Annotated in this window: 19 protein-coding genes; 15 read left to right on the top strand and 4 right to left on the bottom strand. The window is 66.5% G+C overall.

The features are described from left to right. The first annotated feature begins 87 nt into the window (after window positions 1–87). From G7007_RS17245 to G7007_RS17225, 5 genes are all read left to right on the top strand, one after another. Complete coding sequence (locus G7007_RS17245) at window positions 88–1,614, top strand: efflux transporter outer membrane subunit (protein WP_181103589.1); 1,527 nt, start codon at window positions 88–90, stop codon at window positions 1,612–1,614. Window positions 1,615–1,631: 17 nt separating this feature from the next. Further along, on the top strand, window positions 1,632–3,788 hold the full coding sequence (locus G7007_RS17240; RefSeq protein ID WP_181103639.1) for an FUSC family protein: 2,157 nt from the start codon (window positions 1,632–1,634) through the stop codon (window positions 3,786–3,788). Then, window positions 3,778–3,978 carry a DUF1656 domain-containing protein gene (locus G7007_RS17235; RefSeq protein ID WP_181103587.1) on the top strand — a complete coding sequence of 67 codons (201 nt, stop codon included), beginning with the start codon at window positions 3,778–3,780 and terminating at the stop codon, window positions 3,976–3,978. The genes G7007_RS17240 and G7007_RS17235 overlap by 11 nt, the downstream gene beginning before the upstream one ends. A 10-nt stretch (window positions 3,979–3,988) precedes the next feature. Beyond that, complete coding sequence (locus G7007_RS17230) at window positions 3,989–4,855, top strand: efflux RND transporter periplasmic adaptor subunit (RefSeq protein ID WP_181103585.1); 867 nt, start codon at window positions 3,989–3,991, stop codon at window positions 4,853–4,855. Between the two features lie 85 nt (window positions 4,856–4,940). Further along, a complete protein-coding gene (locus tag G7007_RS17225; protein ID WP_181103583.1) occupies window positions 4,941–5,720 on the top strand; it encodes an RHS repeat-associated core domain-containing protein in 780 nt (259 codons plus the stop codon). Between the two features lie 187 nt (window positions 5,721–5,907). On the opposite strand, the gene G7007_RS17220 is transcribed toward G7007_RS17225, so the two are convergent. Then, entirely contained in the window at window positions 5,908–6,372 is a 465-nt protein-coding gene (locus G7007_RS17220) for a universal stress protein (protein ID WP_181103581.1), read from the bottom strand. A 200-nt stretch (window positions 6,373–6,572) separates the two neighbouring features. Between G7007_RS17220 and G7007_RS17215 the strand changes: the two genes are divergently transcribed. The 4 genes from G7007_RS17215 (at window position 6,573) to G7007_RS17200 (ending at window position 11,699) form a co-directional block, all read left to right on the top strand. Further along, window positions 6,573–7,484 (top strand): LysR family transcriptional regulator, encoded by a 912-nt coding sequence (locus G7007_RS17215; RefSeq protein ID WP_181103579.1) that lies wholly within the window; start codon window positions 6,573–6,575, stop codon window positions 7,482–7,484. 160 nt (window positions 7,485–7,644) lie between these two features. Then, on the top strand, window positions 7,645–9,183 hold the full coding sequence (locus G7007_RS17210; RefSeq protein ID WP_181103577.1) for an MFS transporter: 1,539 nt from the start codon (window positions 7,645–7,647) through the stop codon (window positions 9,181–9,183). A gap of 27 nt (window positions 9,184–9,210) precedes the next feature. Further along, window positions 9,211–10,272, top strand: a complete 1,062-nt coding sequence (locus tag G7007_RS17205) for an HlyD family secretion protein (protein WP_181103575.1) — start codon at window positions 9,211–9,213, stop codon at window positions 10,270–10,272. Beyond that, window positions 10,269–11,699: an efflux transporter outer membrane subunit gene (locus G7007_RS17200; RefSeq protein ID WP_181103573.1), complete on the top strand. Its 1,431-nt coding sequence runs from the start codon at window positions 10,269–10,271 to the stop codon at window positions 11,697–11,699. Before G7007_RS17205 ends, G7007_RS17200 begins: the two co-directional genes overlap by 4 nt. Window positions 11,700–12,014: 315 nt before the next feature. On the opposite strand, the gene G7007_RS17195 is transcribed toward G7007_RS17200, so the two are convergent. Then, complete coding sequence (locus tag G7007_RS17195) at window positions 12,015–12,839, bottom strand: SDR family oxidoreductase (RefSeq protein WP_181103571.1); 825 nt, start codon at window positions 12,837–12,839, stop codon at window positions 12,015–12,017. Window positions 12,840–12,872: 33 nt separating this feature from the next. Then, complete coding sequence (locus G7007_RS17190) at window positions 12,873–13,337, bottom strand: multidrug transporter (protein WP_181103569.1); 465 nt, start codon at window positions 13,335–13,337, stop codon at window positions 12,873–12,875. A gap of 167 nt (window positions 13,338–13,504) precedes the next feature. Between G7007_RS17190 and G7007_RS17185 the strand changes: the two genes are divergently transcribed. Next, window positions 13,505–14,371 (top strand): hypothetical protein, encoded by an 867-nt coding sequence (locus G7007_RS17185; RefSeq protein WP_181103567.1) that lies wholly within the window; start codon window positions 13,505–13,507, stop codon window positions 14,369–14,371. Between the two features lie 72 nt (window positions 14,372–14,443). Here the strand turns inward: G7007_RS17185 and yaaA are convergent, their stop codons facing one another. Next, window positions 14,444–15,220, bottom strand: a complete 777-nt coding sequence (gene yaaA, locus G7007_RS17180) for a peroxide stress protein YaaA (RefSeq protein ID WP_181103565.1) — start codon at window positions 15,218–15,220, stop codon at window positions 14,444–14,446. Between the two features lie 131 nt (window positions 15,221–15,351). Here yaaA and G7007_RS17175 point away from each other — a divergent pair, with 131 nt between their 5' ends. The 5 genes from G7007_RS17175 to moaE all read left to right on the top strand — a co-directional run bounded on the left by G7007_RS17175 (window position 15,352) and on the right by moaE (window position 19,474). Beyond that, window positions 15,352–16,551, top strand: a complete 1,200-nt coding sequence (locus tag G7007_RS17175; RefSeq protein ID WP_181103563.1) for a polysaccharide deacetylase family protein — start codon at window positions 15,352–15,354, stop codon at window positions 16,549–16,551. A gap of 266 nt (window positions 16,552–16,817) precedes the next feature. Continuing rightward, the gene (locus tag G7007_RS17170) at window positions 16,818–18,212 is read left to right on the top strand and encodes a PhoH family protein (RefSeq protein ID WP_181103561.1); all 1,395 of its coding nucleotides are present in this window, start codon (window positions 16,818–16,820) and stop codon (window positions 18,210–18,212) included. 97 nt (window positions 18,213–18,309) lie between these two features. Then, the gene (gene moaC, locus G7007_RS17165) at window positions 18,310–18,780 is read left to right on the top strand and encodes a cyclic pyranopterin monophosphate synthase MoaC (protein ID WP_181103559.1); all 471 of its coding nucleotides are present in this window, start codon (window positions 18,310–18,312) and stop codon (window positions 18,778–18,780) included. Continuing rightward, window positions 18,780–19,025: a MoaD/ThiS family protein gene (locus G7007_RS17160; RefSeq protein WP_181103557.1), complete on the top strand. Its 246-nt coding sequence runs from the start codon at window positions 18,780–18,782 to the stop codon at window positions 19,023–19,025. The genes moaC and G7007_RS17160 overlap by 1 nt, the downstream gene beginning before the upstream one ends. 2 nt (window positions 19,026–19,027) lie before the next feature. After that, window positions 19,028–19,474, top strand: coding sequence for a molybdopterin synthase catalytic subunit MoaE (moaE, locus tag G7007_RS17155; protein WP_181103555.1), 447 nt, complete (start codon window positions 19,028–19,030; stop codon window positions 19,472–19,474). Window positions 19,475–19,770 lie beyond the last annotated feature (296 nt).

The following is a 19,770-nucleotide window of genomic DNA, read 5'->3' as shown; positions in this document are numbered from 1 at the left end:
AAAGATTCGCAGGAATCCCTGCTTATCGCCAGTGCGGCCGCCTCCTAGAATGGCGCCGCCCCTCTTCCTTGCTCGGAAACCGCCGTCGTGTCGCGTCGCCTCATCGGAGCGCTCCCTGCGCTCAGCGCCTGTGTTCTCGCTTTGACCTTGACTGGCTGCCTCTCCACCGCGGGCATCGCGCCTCAGAGCAAGGCCCCCTCGGCCGATACCCTGGCCACTGACCAGGCCATCCGCGAAGCGGTGCGCGAGGCGGGTTGGCCCGACCAGCAGTGGTGGCACGCGTTCGGCGATGCGCAACTCGATCACTGGGTCAGCCTGGCGCTGGCCGGCAGCCCAAGCCTGGTGCTGGCGGCCGCCCGCGTGCGCCAGGCCAAGGCCCTGGCCGGGGTGGTCGAGGCCGACGAGCGTCTGCAAGGCACCGCCCAGACGACGCTCAAGCGACATGCCTGGCCGGAGGATCAGTTCTACGGCCCCGGCGCGCTGTCAGGGGCCGAGACCTGGGACAACCAGGCCAACCTTGGGTTGAGCTATGCCCTGGACCTGTGGGGCCGTGAGCGCAATGCCAGCGAGCAGGCCCTGGACCAGGCCCATGTGCGCGTGGCCGAGGCCCGGCAGGCCGCACTCGAGTTGCAGAACAGCGTGGTCAAGACCTACATCGGTCTGTCGCTGCAGTTCGCTCGCCGCGACATCGTCAGCGACGAGCTGCACCAGCAGGAGCAGATCGTCGCCCTGGCCGAGCGTCGCCTGGCGGCCGGCATCGGCACTGAGTTCGAGCTGAGCCAGGCCCAGGCGCCGCTGCCGGAAACCCACCGCCAGCTCGACGTGCTGGACGAAGCGATCGCCCTGGCGCGCAACCAGCTGGCCGCGCTGACAGGCCAGGGGCCGGGCGCCGGGACCAGTCTGACCCGACCGCACCTGAACCTGGGCGCGCCGATCGCCTTGCCCTCGGCGTTGCCTGCGCAATTGCTGGGCCAGCGCCCGGACGTGGTCGCCCGCCGTTGGCAGGTGGCCGCCCAGGCCCGTGGCCTGGATGTCGCTCACGCCGATTTCCTGCCCAATGTCGACCTGGTCGCTGGCCTGGGCTTCGTCGCCACGGGTGGTGGTGCGCTGTCCTTCCTCCAGGGGCGCAAATTCAACTACAGCGCCGGCCCCGCCCTCAGTCTGCCGGTGTTCGATGGCGGGCGCCTGCGGGCGCGCCTGGGCATGGCGGCGGCGGGCTACGACGAGGCCGTCGCGCAGTACGACCAGACCTTGGTAAGCGCGCTCAGGCAAGTATCGGACCAGCTGATCCGCCGTCATTCGCTGGACGTGCAGGCGCGGCTGGCCGCCGAGTCCGTGGCCACCGCCCGCAAGACCTTCGATATCGCCACGCTGGCCTTCGAACGCGGCTTGACCGGGTACCTGGAGGTGCTCAACGCCCAGACCCTGCTGTTCCGCCAACAGCAGATCGAACGGCAGGTGCAGGCCTCGCGGCTGGTGGCGCAGGCCGAGCTGGTGACGGCCCTGGGCGGTGGCGTGCAGGCCGGGCGCGACGTGCCGGGCACGCCGCAAGAGGCGGTACCGCCTGTACCACGCGCACTGGCCGTCTTCGATCAGCGGGCGGGCGGCCGGTGAACCTCGTTCAGTCGCCCATGCGCTGGCTGGGCCAGCTGGAGTGGCGTCGCGGGTTCCTCGCCTGGGCACGCACCGACGGCGTGACCTGGGTCTACATCGTCAAGGTGCTGCTGGCGGCTTTCCTGACGCTCTGGCTGGCCATGCGCCTGGAGCTGCCGCAACCGCGTACGGCGATGATCACCGTGTTCATCGTCATGCAGCCCCAGAGCGGCCACGTGCTGGCCAAGAGTTTCTACCGCATCCTCGGCACCCTGGCCGGCTCGGCGATGATGGTCGCGCTGATCGCCTGGTTCCCGCAGAACACCGAACTGTTCCTGCCCAGCCTGGCGCTGTGGGTCGGGCTGTGCTCGGCCGGGGCGATGCGCTACCGCACCTTCCGCGCCTATGGCTTCGTGCTGGCCGGCTACACCGCGGCGATGATCGGCCTGCCGGTGCTGGAGCATCCGCAGGCCGCGTTCATGGCCGCCGTCTGGCGAGTGTTGGAGATCTGCCTGGGGATCCTGGTCTCGACCCTGGTCAGCGCCGCGATCCTGCCGCAGTCGGCCAGCGCGGCCATGCGCAACGCCCTGTACCAGCGCTTCGGCGCGTTCGCCGGTTTCGTGGTCGAGGCCTTGCGGGGCGCCGGCTCGCGTGAGCGCTTCGAGCAGGACAGCGTGCGCTTCATCGCCGAGGCCGTGGGGCTGGAGAGCCTGCGCAACGTCACCGCCTTCGAAGACCCGCACATGCGCCGGCGCAGCGGCCGGCTGATGCGCATGAACAGCGAGTTCATGGCCATCGGCACGCGTTTCAACGCCCTGCACCAGTTGCTCGAGCGCCTGCGCCTGCGCGGGCCGTCGCAGCTCGTCGATGCGCTCGCCCCCGGTCTGGAGACCCTGAGCGAGCTGCTCGCGCCTTATGCCGGGCGTGCCCTGACCGACGCCGATGCCGTGCGCCTGACCCTGGAGCTGGCCGCCTACAAGGACGGCCTGCAAGGGCAGGTCCGCGCCCTGCGCGCCGCCTTCCTGGAGCGGGCGCCGAGCGAGGCGGAGCTGCTCGACTTCCACACCGCTTTCGAGTTGCTGTACCGCTTCATCGACGACCTCTACAGCTATGCCCAGACCCATGCGTCGCTGGCCGCCCACACCCATGAACGCGAGCGCTGGGACGAACCCTACGTGGCCCAGACCAGCTGGCTGGTCTCGCTGGCCGCCGGGGTGCGCGGGGCGGCAGTGCTGTTGCTGCTGGGCAGCTACTGGCTGCTCAGCGACTGGCCGAGCGGGGCGATGATGACCCTGATCGCCACGGTCACCGCCGGGCTTTCGGCGGCCTCGCCCAACCCCCGCCGACTGTCGTTCCAGATGGCGTGCGGCACCTTGCTCGGGGCGCTGGTGGGGTTTTTCGAGACCTTCTTCGTGTTTCCCTGGATCGATGGGTTTCCGTTGCTCTGCCTGGTGCTGGCGCCGGTGTTCGCGCTTGGCGCCTTTCTCGCCTCGCGCCCGGCCTATGCCGGGTATGGCATTGGCCTGCTGGTGTTCTTCGCCATCGGCAGCGTGCCCAACAACCTGACGGTGTACGACCCGTACGGTTTCATCAACGATTACCTCGGCATGCTCCTGGGCATGCTGGTCTGCGCAGCGGCTGGCGCGATCATCCTGCCGCCCAACAGCCGTTGGCTGTGGACCCGCCTGCAACGCGATCTGCGCGAGCAGGTGCTGTGGGCGATCAGTGGTCGTCTGCGCGGCCTGGGTTCGGCCTTCGACAGCCGCACCCGTGACCTGCTGCACCAGGCCTATGGGCTGGCAGCGGGGCAACCCCAGGTCCAGGGCGAACTGCTGCGCTGGATGTTCGCGGTGCTGGAGATCGGCCATGCGGTCATCGAGCTGCGCAAGGAGCAGGCGAACATGCCCGTGCACCCGGCCTACGCTCAATGGCAACCCTGGCGCCAGGCAATCCGGGTGATGGGACGCGCCTTGGCGCGGCTGTTCCTGCAACCGAACGCCGGTAACCACGAACGTGCGCTGTGGGCAGTCGACCAGGCGATCGCCAGTGTCCAGGCCGCCGACGAACCCTTCGCCCGGCATTTCGACACCTCGGTGCTGCGCCGGGTGCAAAGCTACCTGCACTTCATCCGCAGCTCGCTGCTCGACCCCCGCTCGCCGCTGATGCCGGCCCAAGGACTGCACCATGCCCCGTGAGATCGCCTTCCACGGCGTCTACCTGCCCACCATGACCTTGATGTTCCTGTTCGCCGCAGGCCTGGCCTGGGGGCTGGACCGCTACATCGCCAGCCACGATGGCTACCGCTTCTTCTGGCACCCGGCGCTGTTGCGCCTGAGCCTGTTCGTCTGTCTGTTCGGCGCCCTGGCGCTGTGGGTCTACTGGTGAGACATCCGCGATGAAAAAGTTCTTCAGCCTGTTCGCTACCCTGCTCGTGCTGACCGCTGCGGTGGTCATCGGCCGCCAACTATGGCTGCACTACATGACCACGCCCTGGACCCGCGACGGCCGCGTGCGCGCCGACATCATCAACGTCGCCGCCGACGTGCCCGGCTATGTGGTGGACGTGGCGGTGCGTGACAACCAGCGGGTCAGGAAAGGCGACCTGCTGCTGCAGATCGATCCGGCGCATTACCGCGTGGCCGTGCAGCAGGCTCAGGCGCTGGTCGCGTCGCGCAAGGCGACCTGGGCAATGCGCAAGGACAACGCTCGCCGCCGCGCCGACCTGGACAACCTGGTGATCTCCCGCGAGAACCGCGACGACGCCGACAGCGTCGCCCTGGCTGCCCAGGCCGACTACCAACAGGCGCAGGCCGCCCTGGCTGCCGCCGAGCTGAACCTGGAACGCACGCGCATCGTCGCCACCGTCGACGGCTACGTCACCAACCTCAACGTGCATCGAGGCGACTATGCCCGCACTGGCGAGGCGGTCATGGCGGTGGTCGACGAGCACTCGTTCTGGGTGTACGGCTTCTTCGAAGAGACCAAGCTGCCGCACGTGCGGGTGGGCGACCCGGCCGACCTGCAGATGATGAGCGGCGAGCAGTTGCAGGGCCATGTCGAGAGCATCGCCCGCGGCATCTACGACCGTGACAACCCCCAGAGCCGCGAGCTGGTCGCCGACGTCAACCCGACCTTCAACTGGGTGCGCCTGGCCCAGCGGGTGCCGGTGCGGATTCACCTGGACCAGGTGCCGGATGGGTTCCTGCTGGCGGCGGGGATGACCTGTACGGTGGTGGTGAAGCCAGACGCTCGAACGCACTGATAGATCTGTCAGTACCATAGCGTGTGCCTTTGGACCATAGTGGCTGAGTGTGCTTCATTAGGCATCGTCGAGGGTGGTCGCCAGGATGAATAAGGTCACGTTCAGATCACAGGGTCGGCACGCGTACGGGCCTTATGGCTATTGCAAGGCCTTGGGCAGTACAGCCGGCCTGCTGGGATTCAGCGGTGTTCACGTAGATGCAGGGACAGGCAATTATGCGTTGGGAAATGGGCACAGAATGTACAACCCAAGGCTCATGCGCTTTCAGAGCCCGGATTGGCTGAGTCCATTTGATCGAGGCGGCGCTAACACCTATGTCTATTGCCTAGGCGACCCTGTCAATCAGACAGACCCCTCTGGCCGATTTTCGCTGCGGCGGACATGGCAGGCGTGGACAGGTGGACCAAAGAGCGTCACCTCGTTGTCGAGGCTCAAGAACACCAATGCCCATCAACTCTCGATGGAGACCCAAACGACCCGGACTAGTCTGCGCCTGGGTCTTGCAAGCCTGAAGTTGGTGACCCCCCAAAGACCTCTCGCCAAGCTCCTGAACGCATCGAGTTCACATACGCACAAGTGGCTGGTCACCGAGCGCGGTGAGCTGGTTGTTGGAAGTTTCGATCACGCCAAGGTGTACTCGACACATGCGAGCTTCGCGGACCTTGCTGCGGAGAGGTATGGCACCAGCGCTGTTGTCGTGGCGGCCGGGGAGTTCAAGATGATAAAAGGGAACATCGTGATGACCAACTACAGCGGGCATTACAAGACACCCTACGACAGGCTATGGCCGGTCAAGATGCACATCGAAACGCTGGCTGAAGGAGTCAAGATCGTACGACGATCGTATCTGGCTGATGCGCCGTAAGGCAGCCTGATCGCCAGACGAGCTGCCTCTGAGGCTCAGGGCGGCGGGGAAAAGGCTGTTCAGGATAGAGCGCAGGATACTGAAAGTCCCTGGGAAGGCCAGCGTTGGCTGACGCACTTTGTCGACCGCCTGTTCATCACATGTGCACGAACAGGCCAACGTAAGGCCTGCGCTGGCGTCAGCCGGCTTATGAATCACTGCTGCCTGAAGCTACCCCCACCAACACCGGCACGCTCACCTGGTCGATCACCTTGGCGCTGATCGATGGGTCGAGCAGCCGGCCCAGGCGCGACAGGTGGCGGTGGCCCATGATGATCAGCTCGCAGTCCAGCGTGGCCGCCTGGGTCACGATCGCCTCCACTGGCGTCTGGGTGAGCATGGTGCCTTTGCAGGCGAATCCGGCTTCGCGCAGCCGGCGCAGTGCGCCGGCCATGGCCTGGTCGGCCTGGCGCTGCTCTTCGCAGGCGGCGGGAAACTCGTCCAGTTCCTGTTCCGTGAAGGCAGCCGGACGCTCGTGCACGGCGAAAGTCGCGTCGATGGCCAGGAGCACGTGCAATTCGTGGGCCTGAGGCTGGCAATAGCGTTCGGCCAGCGCCAGCAGGGCATGGGCGGCGGCGGAAGCGTCGATGGCGATCAGGACGGTGCGGGGCATGCGGGCTCCTTGGCGGCAGCGGTGGCGGTGGGCATCGAGTCGCGAACGGCCGCCATCAGGCGCCGACCGGGCTCAGCGCCGACAGATGTACCACCTCGGCCCCGCGCGAAAAATGCCGCGTGCCGCACTCACCAATTGCGCTCGGCGCAATCCGCCCAGCTGTTAAGCTGCGTCGTCTCACCTTGCCATGGAAAACGGTCATGCAACTCCCGGACATGAATCTGCTGGTCGCCCTCGACGCCTTGCTCGACGAAGGCAGCGTGGTAGGCGCCGCGCAGCGCATGAACCTGAGCCCGGCGGCCATGAGCCGGACCCTGGGGCGGATCCGCGACGCGTTGGGCGACCCGGTCCTGGTGCGGGCGGGGCGAGGGCTGGTGCCGACCCCCAGGGCCTTGGCGTTGCGCGAGCAGGTCAGCGCGCTGGTCGAGCAGGCCGGGCAAGTGTTTCGCAGCGGTGACGAGGTGGACCTGGCGAACCTGGACCGTGCCTTCAACATCCGCACCAATGACCTGTTCATCGCGTTGTACGGCGCACAGCTGCTGCGCATGATGCACGAGCAGGCGCCCCGCACGGTGCTGCGTTTCGTGCCGGAAACCGGCGGCGACGACGATGCCGTGCTGCGCGATGGACGCACCGACCTGCTGATCAGCTCGAGCATCGACCTGGGCCCCGAGATTAAGGTGCAGAGCCTGTTCCATACCCGCTACATCGGCCTGGCCCGGCGTGACCACCCGATCTTCGAGACGTCGATCACGCCCGAACGCTTTGCCGTCTATCCACAGATCAGCGTGTCCCGGCGTGGGCGCGCCAACGGGCCGATCGATGTGGAGCTGGCCAACTTTAAGGCCCAGCGCCGGGTCGCGCTGATCACGCCCAGCTTCCACTCGGCGATGTTCTCGCTGCCCGACTCGGACCTGATCCTGCCGATGCCGGCCAACATCCTCAACAGCGTCGCCAAGCTCGGGCTGCCGTTGCGTTCGTTCGAGATCCCGCTGTCCATGGAACGGGTCGTCGTGATGCAGGCCTGGCACCCGCGTTTCCACCATGACCCGGCGCACCGCTGGTTACGCCAGCTCTTGAAGCGCTGCTGCAGCGACGACCCTGAGCGCTAACGCCCACCTGCTCCCGTCGAGCGTGCAGCAAAAGCACGCTCCAGCGCTCCGACCATTGCGCCAGACGCAATCTAAACCTGCCGACAAGTCAATTTTCGTCAGCCTGTCGCGCTCCTAGAATGCCCAGCTTCCCTAATTTGTTGCTGGAGATGTCTGCTCCATGGCGTCGCTGTCCCTGTCTTCCACCGCGCCCGTCGCACCGCCGGCTGTCGCGCCTGCGCACACGACCTTCGGCCCACGGGTGGTCACCGGACTGTTCGGCGTGCTGCTGGCGGTGCTGTGCGCGGGCCTCAACGAGAGCGTGATCAAGCTGTCCCTGGCCGACATCCGCGGTGCCATGGGCATCGGCGCCGATGAAGGCGCCTGGCTACTGGCGGTGTACTCGGCCGCCTCGGTGTCGGCCATGGCCTTCTCGCCCTGGCTGGCGGCGACCTTCTCGCTGCGCCGGTTCACCCTGACCGCGATCGGCCTGTTTGCCGTGCTGGGCCTGGCCCAGCCCTATGCGCCGAACCTGCACAGCCTGATGCTGCTGCGCGTGGTGCAGGGGCTGGCGTCCGGTGCCTTGCCGCCGATGCTGATGAGCGTGGCGCTGCGCTTCCTGCCGCCGGGCATCAAGATCTACGGGTTGGCCTGCTACGCGCTGACCGCGACCTTCGGGCCGAACCTGGGCACGCCGCTGGCCGGGTTGTGGACCGAGTACGTCGGCTGGCAGTGGTCGTTCTGGCAGATCATCGTCCCGTCCCTGGTGGCGATGGCCTGCGTGGGCTGGGGCTTGCCCCAGGACCCTCTGCGCCTGGAACGCTTCGCCCAGTTCGACTGGCGCGGCGTGCTCCTGGGGCTGCCGGCGATCAGTTGCCTGGTGCTGGGCCTGAGTCTCGGGGATCGCTGGGGCTGGTTCGACTCGCCGCTGATCACCTGGCTGCTGGGCGGTGGCCTGGTGTTGCTGGTGCTGTTTCTCTACAACGAATGGTCCGAGCCGTTGCCGTTCTTCCAGCTGCGCCTGCTGGGGCGGCGTAACCTGAGCTTCGCCCTGGTGACCCTGGCCGGTGTGTTGATCGTGCTGTCGGGCAGCGGCAGCTTGCCGTCGGCGTACCTGGCGCAGTTGCAGGGCTACCGACCTGCACAGGTCAGCCCTTTGATGCTGCTGGTGGCCCTGCCGCAATTGATCGCGCTGCCCCTGACGGCCGCCTTGTGCAATATCCGGGCGGTGGATTGTCGCTGGGTACTGGCCACGGGCCTGAGCCTGATGGCGCTGTCCTGCGTCGGCAGCCATTTGCTGACCTCGCAATGGATCCGTGACGACTTCTACGGGTTCTACCTGCTCCAGGTGTTCGGCCAACCGATGTCGGTGCTGCCGTTGCTGATGATGTCGACCAATGGCATGACCCCGCAGGAAGGGCCGTTCGCCTCGGCCTGGTTCAACACGGTCAAGGGCCTGTCGGCAGTGATCGCCGGTGGGTTGCTCGAAGCGCTGGGGACGCTGCGCCGGCATTTTCATTCCAACCACCTGGTCGACAGCCTGGGCAACGCGCCGCTGATCGACGATCGCGCCGCCGGCCTGGCCCGACGCATTCACGAACAGGCCGCGGTGCTGAGCTCGGCCGACCTCTACCTGGTCCTGGCGGGGGTTGCCGTGGCCTTGATCTGCCTCATTCCTCTGGTCCCTACCCGGGTCTATCCACCGCGCGCGGTGGCCTGACCTGGGACTGCATTCGGAACTCTGCACATGAACAATCCTCGCAAGACCCTCATCCTCGGCTCGGTGCTCGCCGTGGCCGTGCTGGCGGCCCTCGTCGGGCCCTGGCTGCTCGGCAGCGACGAGCACCAGAGCACCAACGACGCCTACGTGGTCGCCGACTACACCGTGGTCGCGCCGAAAGTCGCTGGCTTCATCGAGCAGGTGCTGGTGGAAGACAACCAGCAGGTCAAAGCCGGTCAATTGCTGGCGACCCTCGATGCGCGGGACTACCAGGCCGCGCTGGATGCCGCCGAAGCCCAGCGGCTGGTCGCCCGGGCGCAGAGCGTCGATGCGCGGGCCACACTGGAGCGGCAGCAAGCGCTGATCGCCCAGGCCGATGCCGCGTTGAAGGCGGCCAAGGCCGAAACGGCGTTCGCCACCCAGGAGGTCGGGCGCTACGGGCGTCTGGCCGAGCAGGGCGCAGGGACCGTGCAGAACGCCCAGCAGGCACGCAGTCGCGTCGACCAGGCCCGCGCCCGGCAGGCCAACGCCCAGGCGGCGTTGCTGGCCACGCGCAAGCAGGTGGACGTGCTGCAGGCCCAGGTGGCCAGTGCGGACGGTCAGCTCAAGCGTGCCGAGGCGGGCGTCGAGCAGGCCCGCCTGGCGCTGTCCTACACGCGCATCGTCGCGCCGGTCGATGGCATGGTCGGCGAGCGTGCGTTGCGTGTAGGGGCGTACGTCACTCCCGGCGCCCGGCTGCTGTCGGTGGTGCCGCTGCACCAGGCCTATGTGGTGGGCAACTTCCAGGAAACGCAGCTGACCCACGTGCAGCCCGGCCAGGCCGTCACCTTGCGCGTGGATACCTTTGGCGACGAGGTGCTGCAGGGCCACGTGCAGAGCATCGCTCCGGCCACCGGCGTGACCTTCGCGGCGGTCAAGCCGGACAACGCCACCGGCAACTTCACCAAGGTGGTCCAACGGATCCCGGTGAAGATCGTCTTCGACGACGGCCAGCCCTTGCTGGCGCGGCTGCGGGTCGGCATGTCGGTCGAGGCGACCGTCGATACCCAGGACACGTCTCTGGACGGCACGCAGGTCAGCGCACGATGAGCGCCCTGACACGTCTGAGCCCGTTGCTGGCTGCCCTCCTGCTGGCCGGCTGTACCCTGGGTCCGGACTTCCAGCGTCCGGACGCCCAGGCGCCTGCCACCTGGCAACCCGTGCAAGGGCAGGCCGCGCCCAGCCTGCCCGAGGCGCAGCCCGTGGAGACGCGCTGGTGGGATACCTTCCACGACGATCGTCTCAGCGCCTTGATCGAGCGGGTCGTTCGGCAGAATCTCGACCTGAAGATGGCCAGCGCGCGGTTGCTGCAAAGCCGGGCGTTGCGCAGCAGCGTGGCCAGCGACGAAGTGCCGTCGGTCGGTGTCCAGGCAGGCTACGACCGTGCACGCAACAGTGCCGAAGGCCTCAACGACCCGTCGGGACGCAGTGGCAAGTCAGCCTACGATCTCTGGCAGGGCGATCTGGTCGCCGGCTGGGAACTGGACCTGTGGGGACGGGTGCGCCGCCAGGTGGAAGCGGCCGATGCCTCCGTCGCGGTGGCAGAGAACGACCGTCGTGGCGTGCTCCTGGCCTTGCTGGCCGAGACGGCGGGCGACTACATCCAGTTGCGCGCGACCCAGCACACCGTGCGGGTGACCCAGGAAAACCTCGACGTCGCCCGGCACAGCCTGACGCTGTCGCGTAGCCGCCAGGCCGAAGGCGTCGCCACGCGCCTGGACGTCGCCCAGGCCAGCGCACAAGTGGCCTCTATCGAAGCGCGCCTGCCCAGCCTCGAAGCGCGCCGGGACGAGCTGATCAACGCGCTGAGCCTGCTGGCCGCCGAGCCGCCACGCAGCCTGCAGGCGACACTGCTGGCCGAGGCCGACCTGCCCACGCCCCGACAGACCTTCGCCATCGGCCTGCCGTCGGAACTGGCCGCGCGTCGCCCGGACATCCGCCAGGCCGAAGCCCGGCTGCATGCCGCCACCGCCAACATCGGTGTGGCCCAGGCGGACTTCTACCCGCGCATTCGGTTGTCGGGCAGCGTGGGCTTGCAGGCCCTGCAACTGTCCGACTTCGCCGGTTGGGATGCGCGACGCTTCGCCATAGGGCCGCAGGTGTCGCTGCCGATCTTCGAAGGCGGGCGGCTCAAAGGCAACCTGCACCTGCGCGAGGCGCAACAGCAGGAGGCCGCCTTGAATTACCGCAAGGTGGTGCTCGGCGCCTGGCACGAGATCGACGATGTCCTGCGGTTGTACAACGCCAGCCAGTTACGTCGGGATCGCCTGGCCGAGGCGGTGAAGGAAAACCGGATCGCCCTGGAAACGGCCCAGCGGCAGTATGTGGAAGGGGCAGTGGATTTCGTCAACGTGCTGACGGTGCAAGGTGCGCTGCTGGCCAGCGAAGAACAATGGATCGACAGTTCGGCGGCCGTGTCCCAGGCGTTGGTGGGGTTGTACAAGGCATTGGGCGGTGGGTGGCAGGCGTTCGAGTAGTTGACGTCGTCCTGGTTTGAAGAGGAGAGGACGGCCAGGCTGACCAGCGTCGCTCGGTGACTGTGACGAGGCATGAAGCCCAGGCCCCTGGCAGGGGCCATCGCGGGCAAGCCCACAGGCGCCCCTTCTTGGCAGGCTGTGTTGGCCTTACTGGGAGCAGCTGTCTTTGCTGGTTCAATCGCGGGCAAGCCCGCTCTCACAAAGCGAGCATGCACCAACGTTTTGACCGGCCACATTGGCCTTGGTGGGAGCTGGCTTGCCAGCGATAGCGGCTGGTCAGTCACCACCTATGCCGGGCATGGGCAGGGTCCTGACCTAAAGCGAGCGCAACAAGCCGAAACGCTTCTTCAATGCCCAATCCAGCCACCGCCGTGGCACCCAGCCAGCCAGCCAGGGCAATGCCCGGCTGCCGTTGCCCACCCGCACCCGGATCGGCACAGGTTGGCGTGAACACGCCTGCAGCACCTCACGGGCCAGCACCGTCGCCGGTGTGGGCCGATCCTGCGAGGCCCGGGCCCTGGCCCGCACGCCATCGCGCAGCGGCCACCAGGGTGAAGCCGGGGTCAGCACCTGCTCGGCCTGGCGCTCGGCGTGGGCGGCAAAACGTGAGGCAATGGCGCCTGGCTGTACCTCCATCACCCGCACACCGAACGGCGCCAGCTCCAGCCGCAGCGCATCGCTGAGCGCATGCACCGCCGCCTTGGACGCGCAGTAGGCGCCGGCGAACGGCGTCACCAGAACACCCGAGACGCTGCCGATGTTCACCACCAGGCCCCGACGGCGGCGCAACAGCGGGAACAGCGCGCGCGTCACCTCGACCAGGGCGAACACGTTGGTCTCGAACTGCCGGCGCAGCGCCTCGGCACCGCCGTCCAGCAGCGGTCCCATGGCGCCGTAGCCTGCATTGTTGATCAGGATGTCCAATCCGCCTTCCTCGGCCTCGAGGCGCTCGGCCAGGCCCGCCACACCCGCGGCATCGTTCACGTCCAACCCATAGCCGCGCAGGCCGGCAGCGGCCAGCCGCTCGACGTCGTCGGTGCGACGCGCGGTGGCCCAGACACGGTGACCCGCATCGCGGAACGCTTCGGCCAGGGCGTGGCCGATGCCACTGGAACAGCCGGTGATCAGAACGACGGACATGCACGGTTACCTGTCAGTGTGAAGGAGGGCGGCTCAATCGGCGAAGCGACCTTGCAACTGCTCGGCGCGGAACGTCAACGTCTGCGCCCGATAACCCGTGCGTATCGATGGCAGGGGCAGGCAATCGCTCCACGTGGCGCCAGGCTGCAGCTGACCAGGTCCCTGGTAACGGGGCGAATCATAGGTGGTCGCGGCCAGGTTGATCGTGTCGCCCGGCGCATAGGCGGCGACCTGCCAGCGCAGTGCGACCAGCGGTACGTCGTTGCCGTTCTTCATCTCCGCCCGCAAGGCGCGATCAGCAGGGCACTGGTCGGGCGCGTAGTGCAGGCGAAGCTCGAGGCGTGCCAGCTGCGCCGCTTCGCGGTGATCCTGCCAGGCGACCCAGACGGCCACCAGGCCCAGCCCGCAGACCGCGGCCAGCGAAATCGCCAGCGCCTTGGCCGGATAGCGCAGCAGCAGCACCAGCCAGGTCAGGATGAGCAATGCACCGATGATCATGAGCGGCCATGTCCTTGGAGTGAAAGTGACATCCTATCCCGTCAGGATCTTGCCTTCAAAAGGCCTGTGTCACGGCAGGGCTAGCACTTCTGCCAGTGGTCCGGCCTCGAGCAAAACCTTTAGGGTCTTTGTAACGCTGCATCACGCAGTCATCAGAGGACACGATCATGCACATCGACCAAAGGATCACTGACGCTTCGCAGACCGACAACGCCACCGGCTCGCTGTCCGCCAAGGTTTCGCCCGCTGGGTGGGTACCTGGCGATCAATTCGTCGCGACGTCGGTTCATTTCTCTCAGACCGACAGCACGGTAGGTGTTCTGGGCATGCTCCGCGAGGAAAACGTGGACGGTGCTCAAGCTTCCGATCCGATCTACATGTTTCTGGGCTTCCCCGCCAGCCTCGAGGAGGGCGATCATGAGATTGGCGCTGGGGAGCAAGGCGTGTGGGCCTATTTTGCTAGCTCGACCGGCGGCTATGCCACAGGTGGGAAGGTGACGGGCCTGCAGTGGAACAAAGACGCAGGCATCCTGCAGGCTGCCCACTTTGAATTTCATGGCAAAGCCGAGAACGGTCAGGCGTTTTCCATCACCAACGGGAAATTCTGTGTCGACTATCAGAGCGCGCTTTCGTCTTTTGACAGTAGCGAATTGACAGCGACCGGCTCCGGATCGGCGTCGATCGACCCGGCGTTCATGAATATCGCTCATTTCACGGCCAACCGCTTCGAGCTTCATTACGACGCCAGTGTGTCCAAGGGCTTCGTCACCCTGCTGGAATACGACGCACAGGATGTCGTGCAGGCGGGCGCACGCCTTGGCTTCAGCGTGGTTGAAGGCGTCGTGACGCCCGACAAGGCTGCCCTTCTGGTAGGGCAGGGCGTGTACCCGGCAGACCCAAGTACCTTCACCGTCACGGAGGTCTCGTGCAACGAAGACATGACCCATGTGGCCTTCGCCTATACGTTCGACCTCAGCCGTTCGAACGAGCCACGCACCACGGTCAAAGGCGAGCTTGACGTAAGACGTGGCTGAGTGCTGACGGCATCGCCTGATCCTGGCACCTGACGCCCTGCACGGGCGTCAGGTCGTCCGGACCGTGTCGCCTCAAGGCGCCTCGTCACGCAGAAAGACCAGCTTGTCTGCGCTCGAGGCGTCTTGCGCATACCGATACCCCTGCACGTCGAACGCCTTCAGCCGCGCAGGGTCCTCGATGCGCGCCTGAATCATGAAGCGCGCCATCAGCCCACGGGCCTTCTTGGCGTGGAAACTGATGATCTTGTACTGCCCGTTCTTGAAGTCGCGGAACTCGATGTCGATCACCCGCGCCTTGAGTGCGTCACGCTTGACTGCACCGAAGTACTCGTTGCTCGCCAGGTTCACCAGCACGTCATCGCCCTGGTCGGCCAGGGCCTGGTTCAGCCCTTCGCTCAGGCGTGTGCCCCAGAAGGCGTACAGGTCCTTGCCCCGGACATTGGCCAGGCGTGTGCCCATCTCCAGGCGATACGGCTGCATCAGGTCCAGCGGTCGCAGCAGCCCGTACAGCCCCGAGAGCATCCGCAGGTGCTGTTGGGCATGGTCGAAGTCGTCTTCGCCCAGGCTGTCGGCGTCCAGCCCGGTGTAGACATCGCCCTTGAACGCCAGCAGCGCCTGCTTGGCGTTGTCGGGCGTGACGTCCGTCGTCCAGCTGCCGAAGCGCGCGGCGTTGAGCCCGGCCAGCTTGTCCGACAGGTGCATGAGCGCGGCGATCTGCTGGGGCGAAAAATCGCGCAATTGGTCGACCAGCAGCTGGGCATGGTCCAGGTACTGCGGCAAGGTGTGCCGCTGGGTGACCGGCGGGGTTTCGTAGTCGAGGGTCTTGGCGGGTGAGAGTACGGCCAGCATGGTTCGGCTCCTGAAGTCAGCGGACGATTCTAAAACGGCTGACAGATCACGCCAAACCCTCGTGCGTCTCGACCTGCCACGACCGGCCGGCGGCGGCTATAGTACGCGGCTCGTCTACAGGGAGTTGCCGCATGCGTGTCGCCTGGATCGTCCTGGCCATTTTCCTCGCCACCCCGGCCCAGGCCGCGCCGACGTCGTTCGTCAGCCTCGACCGCAGTGTCTGGCCGGAGCGGCTGGACAGCCCGGTGCTGTTCGACGTCGCCTCGCGTGCGCAGATTCTCTCCTTCGCCCAGGTCCTGCACGAGAGCGAAGCGCTCGATGAGCAGGCCCTGGCCGATCGCCTGCAACTGCGCCTGATCAACCTGCAGTCGGTGCGCGCCGTGCGCGCCAGGATGTGGGGGCGGCTGTGGGACAACTACCAGCAGGCCCTGCAAAGCTGCGAGCAGGATGCCTCGTTCTGTTTCCCGGCCCAGTCCCTGGCCGAGTTGCGCACCTTGGCCGCGACCTTCGACACCCAGGTCGGCGCGTTCTACGCCGGGTGGGTCGAACCCAGCCGACAGTTCCATGAGCGCTACCTCGACGACCTGTTGCGCAAGGCCGCGCTGTTGCCGCGCCTGGAGAGCGAGATCCAGCGCTTCCTGGACCCGGAAGGCACCGGCGGCACGTTCGGCGATCGCCTGTTCCTGCTCAGCGTCGTCGGCGGCCCAGGGCCGATGGACGGCGCGACCGAAACGCTGGCCGATTATCTGCGCCAGCAGCAGGTCTCGGGCCTGTTCTTCGTGCTGGGCAGCCGCTGGCAGCAGTGCCGCGACGCCACCTCCGCTGCTGCGCTGCGCGAGCGCTATGCCGGCCACTGCGTCGGCCTGCAAGGGTGGGAGTACCGCTCCCACGCGCAGTGGCAGGACTGGCAGGCCTCGCTCCAGCGCAGCCAGGCCAGGATCCAGGGTGACGCGCCACAGCAGTACGTCGGCTGGTTCCGCCCGCCCTACGGGCAGCGGCGCCAGGACGGTCAGGCGTTCATGGCCGCTCGGCAGCTGCGGGTTTCGCTGTGGGACATCGATGCGCAGGACAACGGGCCGCTCAGTGCCGAGCAGTCGGCGCAGCGTGTGCTCAGCCTGATGCTGCTCTGGCGCCAGGGCATCGTGCAGTTCACCGAGACCTCGGCCAAGGCGCAACCTGCGGTGCAGCAGCTGCTGGCGCTCACCGCCCAGAGCGGGATCGGCTGGGCCGATTGCCATGGGGACTTTCAGGCGCCGCCCCCGCACGAAGCGGGGCAGGACGCCGAGGCGGCCGTGCCGACGGAGGACGAACACGAGCAGGTTGACCACTGACTGTAGTCGTACCTGGACGACAATCCAAGGTGCGCGGTCAGTCGGAAAAAATAAACTGCCCATCCGTTGGAAAACGCTGTTGCCTGCCATGGGTTTGCGGTATTTAGGAAGTGGACAGCCGAATCCTGCAGCACAGGTGGCGTCATCCAGGCCCTCCTGGCTGCAGGTGCGCTTCCCGCCCGTAACGACGCGGATACGGGGAGAACGGTGTCACTTCGCGGCGCGGTGATAGCGCGCCGTCTGGCTCCCACATAAGGTGACAGAGTATGGATGACCAAGGACGCACCCCTTCTTCCGACCAGCCAATCCTGTATGTGCTCGATACCAACGTCCTGATCCACGACCCCAATGCGTTGCTCAACTTCGAGGAGCATTACGTCGCCATCCCGATGACCGTGCTCGAAGAGCTCGACAAGCTCAAGGCCGGCAAGCATACCGTCGCAGCCGAATGCCGCCAGGCCATCCGCCTGATCGACCAGACCTTGGGGGACGCCTCGCCCCAGGACGTCGAGCGCGGTGTGCCGATCCAGCGCGGCAAGAGCGGCCCGAAAGGCTACCTCTCGATCCTGATGACCTCGCGCAACGACCCGGCCCAGCTGTTGCCGGAAACCCTCAACGACAACATCATCATCAACCAGGTCCTGGAAGTGCGCGCCCGGCGCAAGGACTTGAGCGTGGTGCTGGTCACCAAAGACATCAACATGCGCCTGAAGGCGCGCGCCTGTGGCATCGCCGCCGAGGACTACAGCACAGACCAGCTGGTCGACGACGTGTCGCTGCTGTCCAAGGGGTACCATTCGGTGACCGGTTCGTTCTGGGACCGGGTCGACAAGGTCGAGACGCGCCAGGAGCGCGGCCGTACCTGGCACCGTGTTCACCTCAACGACGTCATCTCCCCGGTGCACGTCAACGAGTTCATCGTCGATGAGCAAGGCTTCGTCGGTTGGGTCAAAGGGGTGCGGGGCGACGAGCTGCTGTTGCTCGACCTGCACCAGGAACCGCTGTTGCACCAGGAGGCCTGGGGCCTCAAGCCGCGCGACATCCACCAGGCGCTGGCGCTGTTCGCGCTGCTGGACCCAGACATCCACCTGGTCAACCTCACGGGCGCCGCCGGTTCGGGCAAGACCATCCTGGCCCTGGCGGCCGCCATCGAACAGACCATGGTCAGCAAGCGTTACCGGCGCATCATCGCCACCCGCAGCGTCCAGGGGCTGGACCAGGAGATCGGCTTCCTGCCCGGCACCGAGGCGGAGAAGATGGAGCCTTGGCTGGGCGCGATCACCGACAACCTCGAAGCGCTGCACATGGACGACGAGAACACCCATGGCAGCGTCGAGTACATCCTCGAGCGCGTACCCTTGCAGTTCAAGTCGCTCAACTACATTCGCGGACGCAGCTTCCAGCAGAGCCTGATCCTGATCGACGAGTGCCAGAACCTCACGCCGCACCAGATGAAAACCATCATCACCCGGGCCGGCGCGGGCTCCAAGGTGGTCTGCCTGGGCAACCTGGCGCAGATCGACACCCCCTACCTGTCGGCCCCCAGCTCCGGGCTGACCTACCTGACCGAGCGCTTCAAGGACTTCCCCCACGGCGTGCACATCACCCTGCAGGGCGTGCCGCGGTCGGTGCTGGCCGAATACGCCGAATCGCACCTGTAATCCTCCCCATCTGCCGGGCGCTTCGCCGCCCGGCGTTTTCCGTTCCGGGAACCTCGACCTCGGGTTTACACTCTTTGCCTCTTACCGGAGGAAAACCGTGCTGACCCATCTCGATTCCCAAGGGCGCGCCGCCATGGTCGACGTCACCGACAAGGCCGTCACCGCCCGTGAAGCCATCGCCGAGGCGCGGGTGCGCATGCGCCCGGAGACGCTGCGCATGATCGTCGACGGCGAGCACCCCAAGGGCGACGTATTCGCCGTGGCCCGCATCGCCGGCATCCAGGCCGCCAAGAAGACCAGCGACCTGATCCCGTTGTGCCACCCGCTGATGCTGACCAGCGTCAAGCTCGAGCTGCGCGCCGAAGGCATCGACGCCGTGCACGTCAGCGCACGCTGCAAGCTGGCAGGGCAGACGGGCGTGGAAATGGAAGCCCTGACTGCCGCCAGCATCGCGGCGTTGACGATCTACGACATGTGCAAGGCGGTGGACAAAGGCATGGTCATCGAGCAGGTGCGCCTGCTGGAAAAGACCGGTGGCAAGAGCGGCCCTTATCAGGCGGAGGCGTGATGCAGGTTCGAGTGGTGTACTTCGCGCGTTACCGCGAGCGGATCGGGCACGAGGGCGAGACGCTGGAGGGCACGTTCGCCGTGCTCGACGACGTACGCCGCGCGTTGCTGGCCAAGGGCGAGGCCCATGCAGTGCTGGGCGAACAGAACCTGATGTGCGCGCGCAACCAGGACCTGTGCCGGCTCGACGAGCCGGTCGCGGACGGCGATGAAGTCGCCTTCTTTCCCCCCGTGACCGGAGGCTGAGCATGAGCGTTCAGGTGCAACAGGCCGCGTTCCAGCCCGGCCAGCAACTGGAAGCCCTGCACGCCGCCAATGTCGGGGTAGGCGCGGTGGTCGGCTTCGTCGGCTATGTGCGCGATTTCAACGACGGACGTGACGTCGCGGGGATGTTCCTCGAACACTACCCTGGCATGACCGAAAAGGCCCTGGCCAAGATCGTGGAACTGGCGCGGACACGATGGCCGCTGCTGAACGTGCACGTGCTGCACCGTATCGGCGCCCTGGAGCCGGGCGAGCCGATCGTCTTCGTCGGCGTGGCCAGCGCCCACCGCCAGGCCGCCTTCCAGGCCTGCGACTTCATCATGGACTACCTCAAGACCCAGGCGCCGTTCTGGAAGAAAGAGACCACGCCCGATGGCCCACGGTGGGTGGAAGGACGCCAGAGCGATCAGGACGCGGCGCAGCGGTGGTGAGCGGTAAGTCATGAGCTACAAGCTACAAGCTACAAGCTACAAGCAGGAGCAGGCCGGCGGTGCTTTCAGAGGCGCCTGCGTCCTGCTTTTACTTGCAGCTTGCAGCTTGCAGCTTGCAGCTTGCAGCTTTCAGCTTTCAGCTTGCAGCTTGCAGCTTGCAGCTTGCAGCTTGCAGCTTGCAGCTTGCAGCTTGCAGCTTGCAGCTTGCAGCTTGCAGCTTGCAGCGTGCGCTGACGTGCACGGCGTCGATGCCTTCGGCGCGCAGCTCGAGCTTGACGCTGGTCAGCATCAGCGGG

This window comes from Pseudomonas entomophila (assembly GCF_013523125.1).
In the GTDB taxonomy this organism is placed as follows: Bacteria; Pseudomonadota; Gammaproteobacteria; order Pseudomonadales; family Pseudomonadaceae; genus Aquipseudomonas; species Aquipseudomonas entomophila_B.
This window is presented reverse-complemented; position numbering and strand designations above follow the sequence as displayed.

Excerpts from the sequence above, each read along its gene's own strand:
- G7007_RS17200 (WP_181103573.1), top strand. The coding sequence starts at position 10,269 with ATGAGCGCCCTGACACGTCTGAGCCCGTTGCTGGCTGCCCTCCTGCTG.
- G7007_RS17225 (WP_181103583.1), top strand. The coding sequence starts at position 4,941 with ATGAATAAGGTCACGTTCAGATCACAGGGTCGGCACGCGTACGGGCCT.
- G7007_RS17160 (WP_181103557.1), top strand. The coding sequence starts at position 18,780 with ATGCAGGTTCGAGTGGTGTACTTCGCGCGTTACCGCGAGCGGATCGGG.
- G7007_RS17190 (WP_181103569.1), bottom strand. The coding sequence starts at position 13,337 with ATGATCATCGGTGCATTGCTCATCCTGACCTGGCTGGTGCTGCTGCTG.
- G7007_RS17235 (WP_181103587.1), top strand. The coding sequence starts at position 3,778 with ATGCCCCGTGAGATCGCCTTCCACGGCGTCTACCTGCCCACCATGACC.
- G7007_RS17205 (WP_181103575.1), top strand. The coding sequence starts at position 9,211 with ATGAACAATCCTCGCAAGACCCTCATCCTCGGCTCGGTGCTCGCCGTG.
- moaE (WP_181103555.1), top strand. The coding sequence starts at position 19,028 with ATGAGCGTTCAGGTGCAACAGGCCGCGTTCCAGCCCGGCCAGCAACTG.
- G7007_RS17240 (WP_181103639.1), top strand. The coding sequence starts at position 1,632 with ATGCGCTGGCTGGGCCAGCTGGAGTGGCGTCGCGGGTTCCTCGCCTGG.
- G7007_RS17185 (WP_181103567.1), top strand. The coding sequence starts at position 13,505 with ATGCACATCGACCAAAGGATCACTGACGCTTCGCAGACCGACAACGCC.
- G7007_RS17230 (WP_181103585.1), top strand. The coding sequence starts at position 3,989 with ATGAAAAAGTTCTTCAGCCTGTTCGCTACCCTGCTCGTGCTGACCGCT.
- G7007_RS17170 (WP_181103561.1), top strand. The coding sequence starts at position 16,818 with ATGGATGACCAAGGACGCACCCCTTCTTCCGACCAGCCAATCCTGTAT.
- G7007_RS17195 (WP_181103571.1), bottom strand. The coding sequence starts at position 12,839 with ATGTCCGTCGTTCTGATCACCGGCTGTTCCAGTGGCATCGGCCACGCC.
- G7007_RS17210 (WP_181103577.1), top strand. The coding sequence starts at position 7,645 with ATGGCGTCGCTGTCCCTGTCTTCCACCGCGCCCGTCGCACCGCCGGCT.
- yaaA (WP_181103565.1), bottom strand. The coding sequence starts at position 15,220 with ATGCTGGCCGTACTCTCACCCGCCAAGACCCTCGACTACGAAACCCCG.
- G7007_RS17220 (WP_181103581.1), bottom strand. The coding sequence starts at position 6,372 with ATGCCCCGCACCGTCCTGATCGCCATCGACGCTTCCGCCGCCGCCCAT.
- G7007_RS17215 (WP_181103579.1), top strand. The coding sequence starts at position 6,573 with ATGCAACTCCCGGACATGAATCTGCTGGTCGCCCTCGACGCCTTGCTC.
- G7007_RS17175 (WP_181103563.1), top strand. The coding sequence starts at position 15,352 with ATGCGTGTCGCCTGGATCGTCCTGGCCATTTTCCTCGCCACCCCGGCC.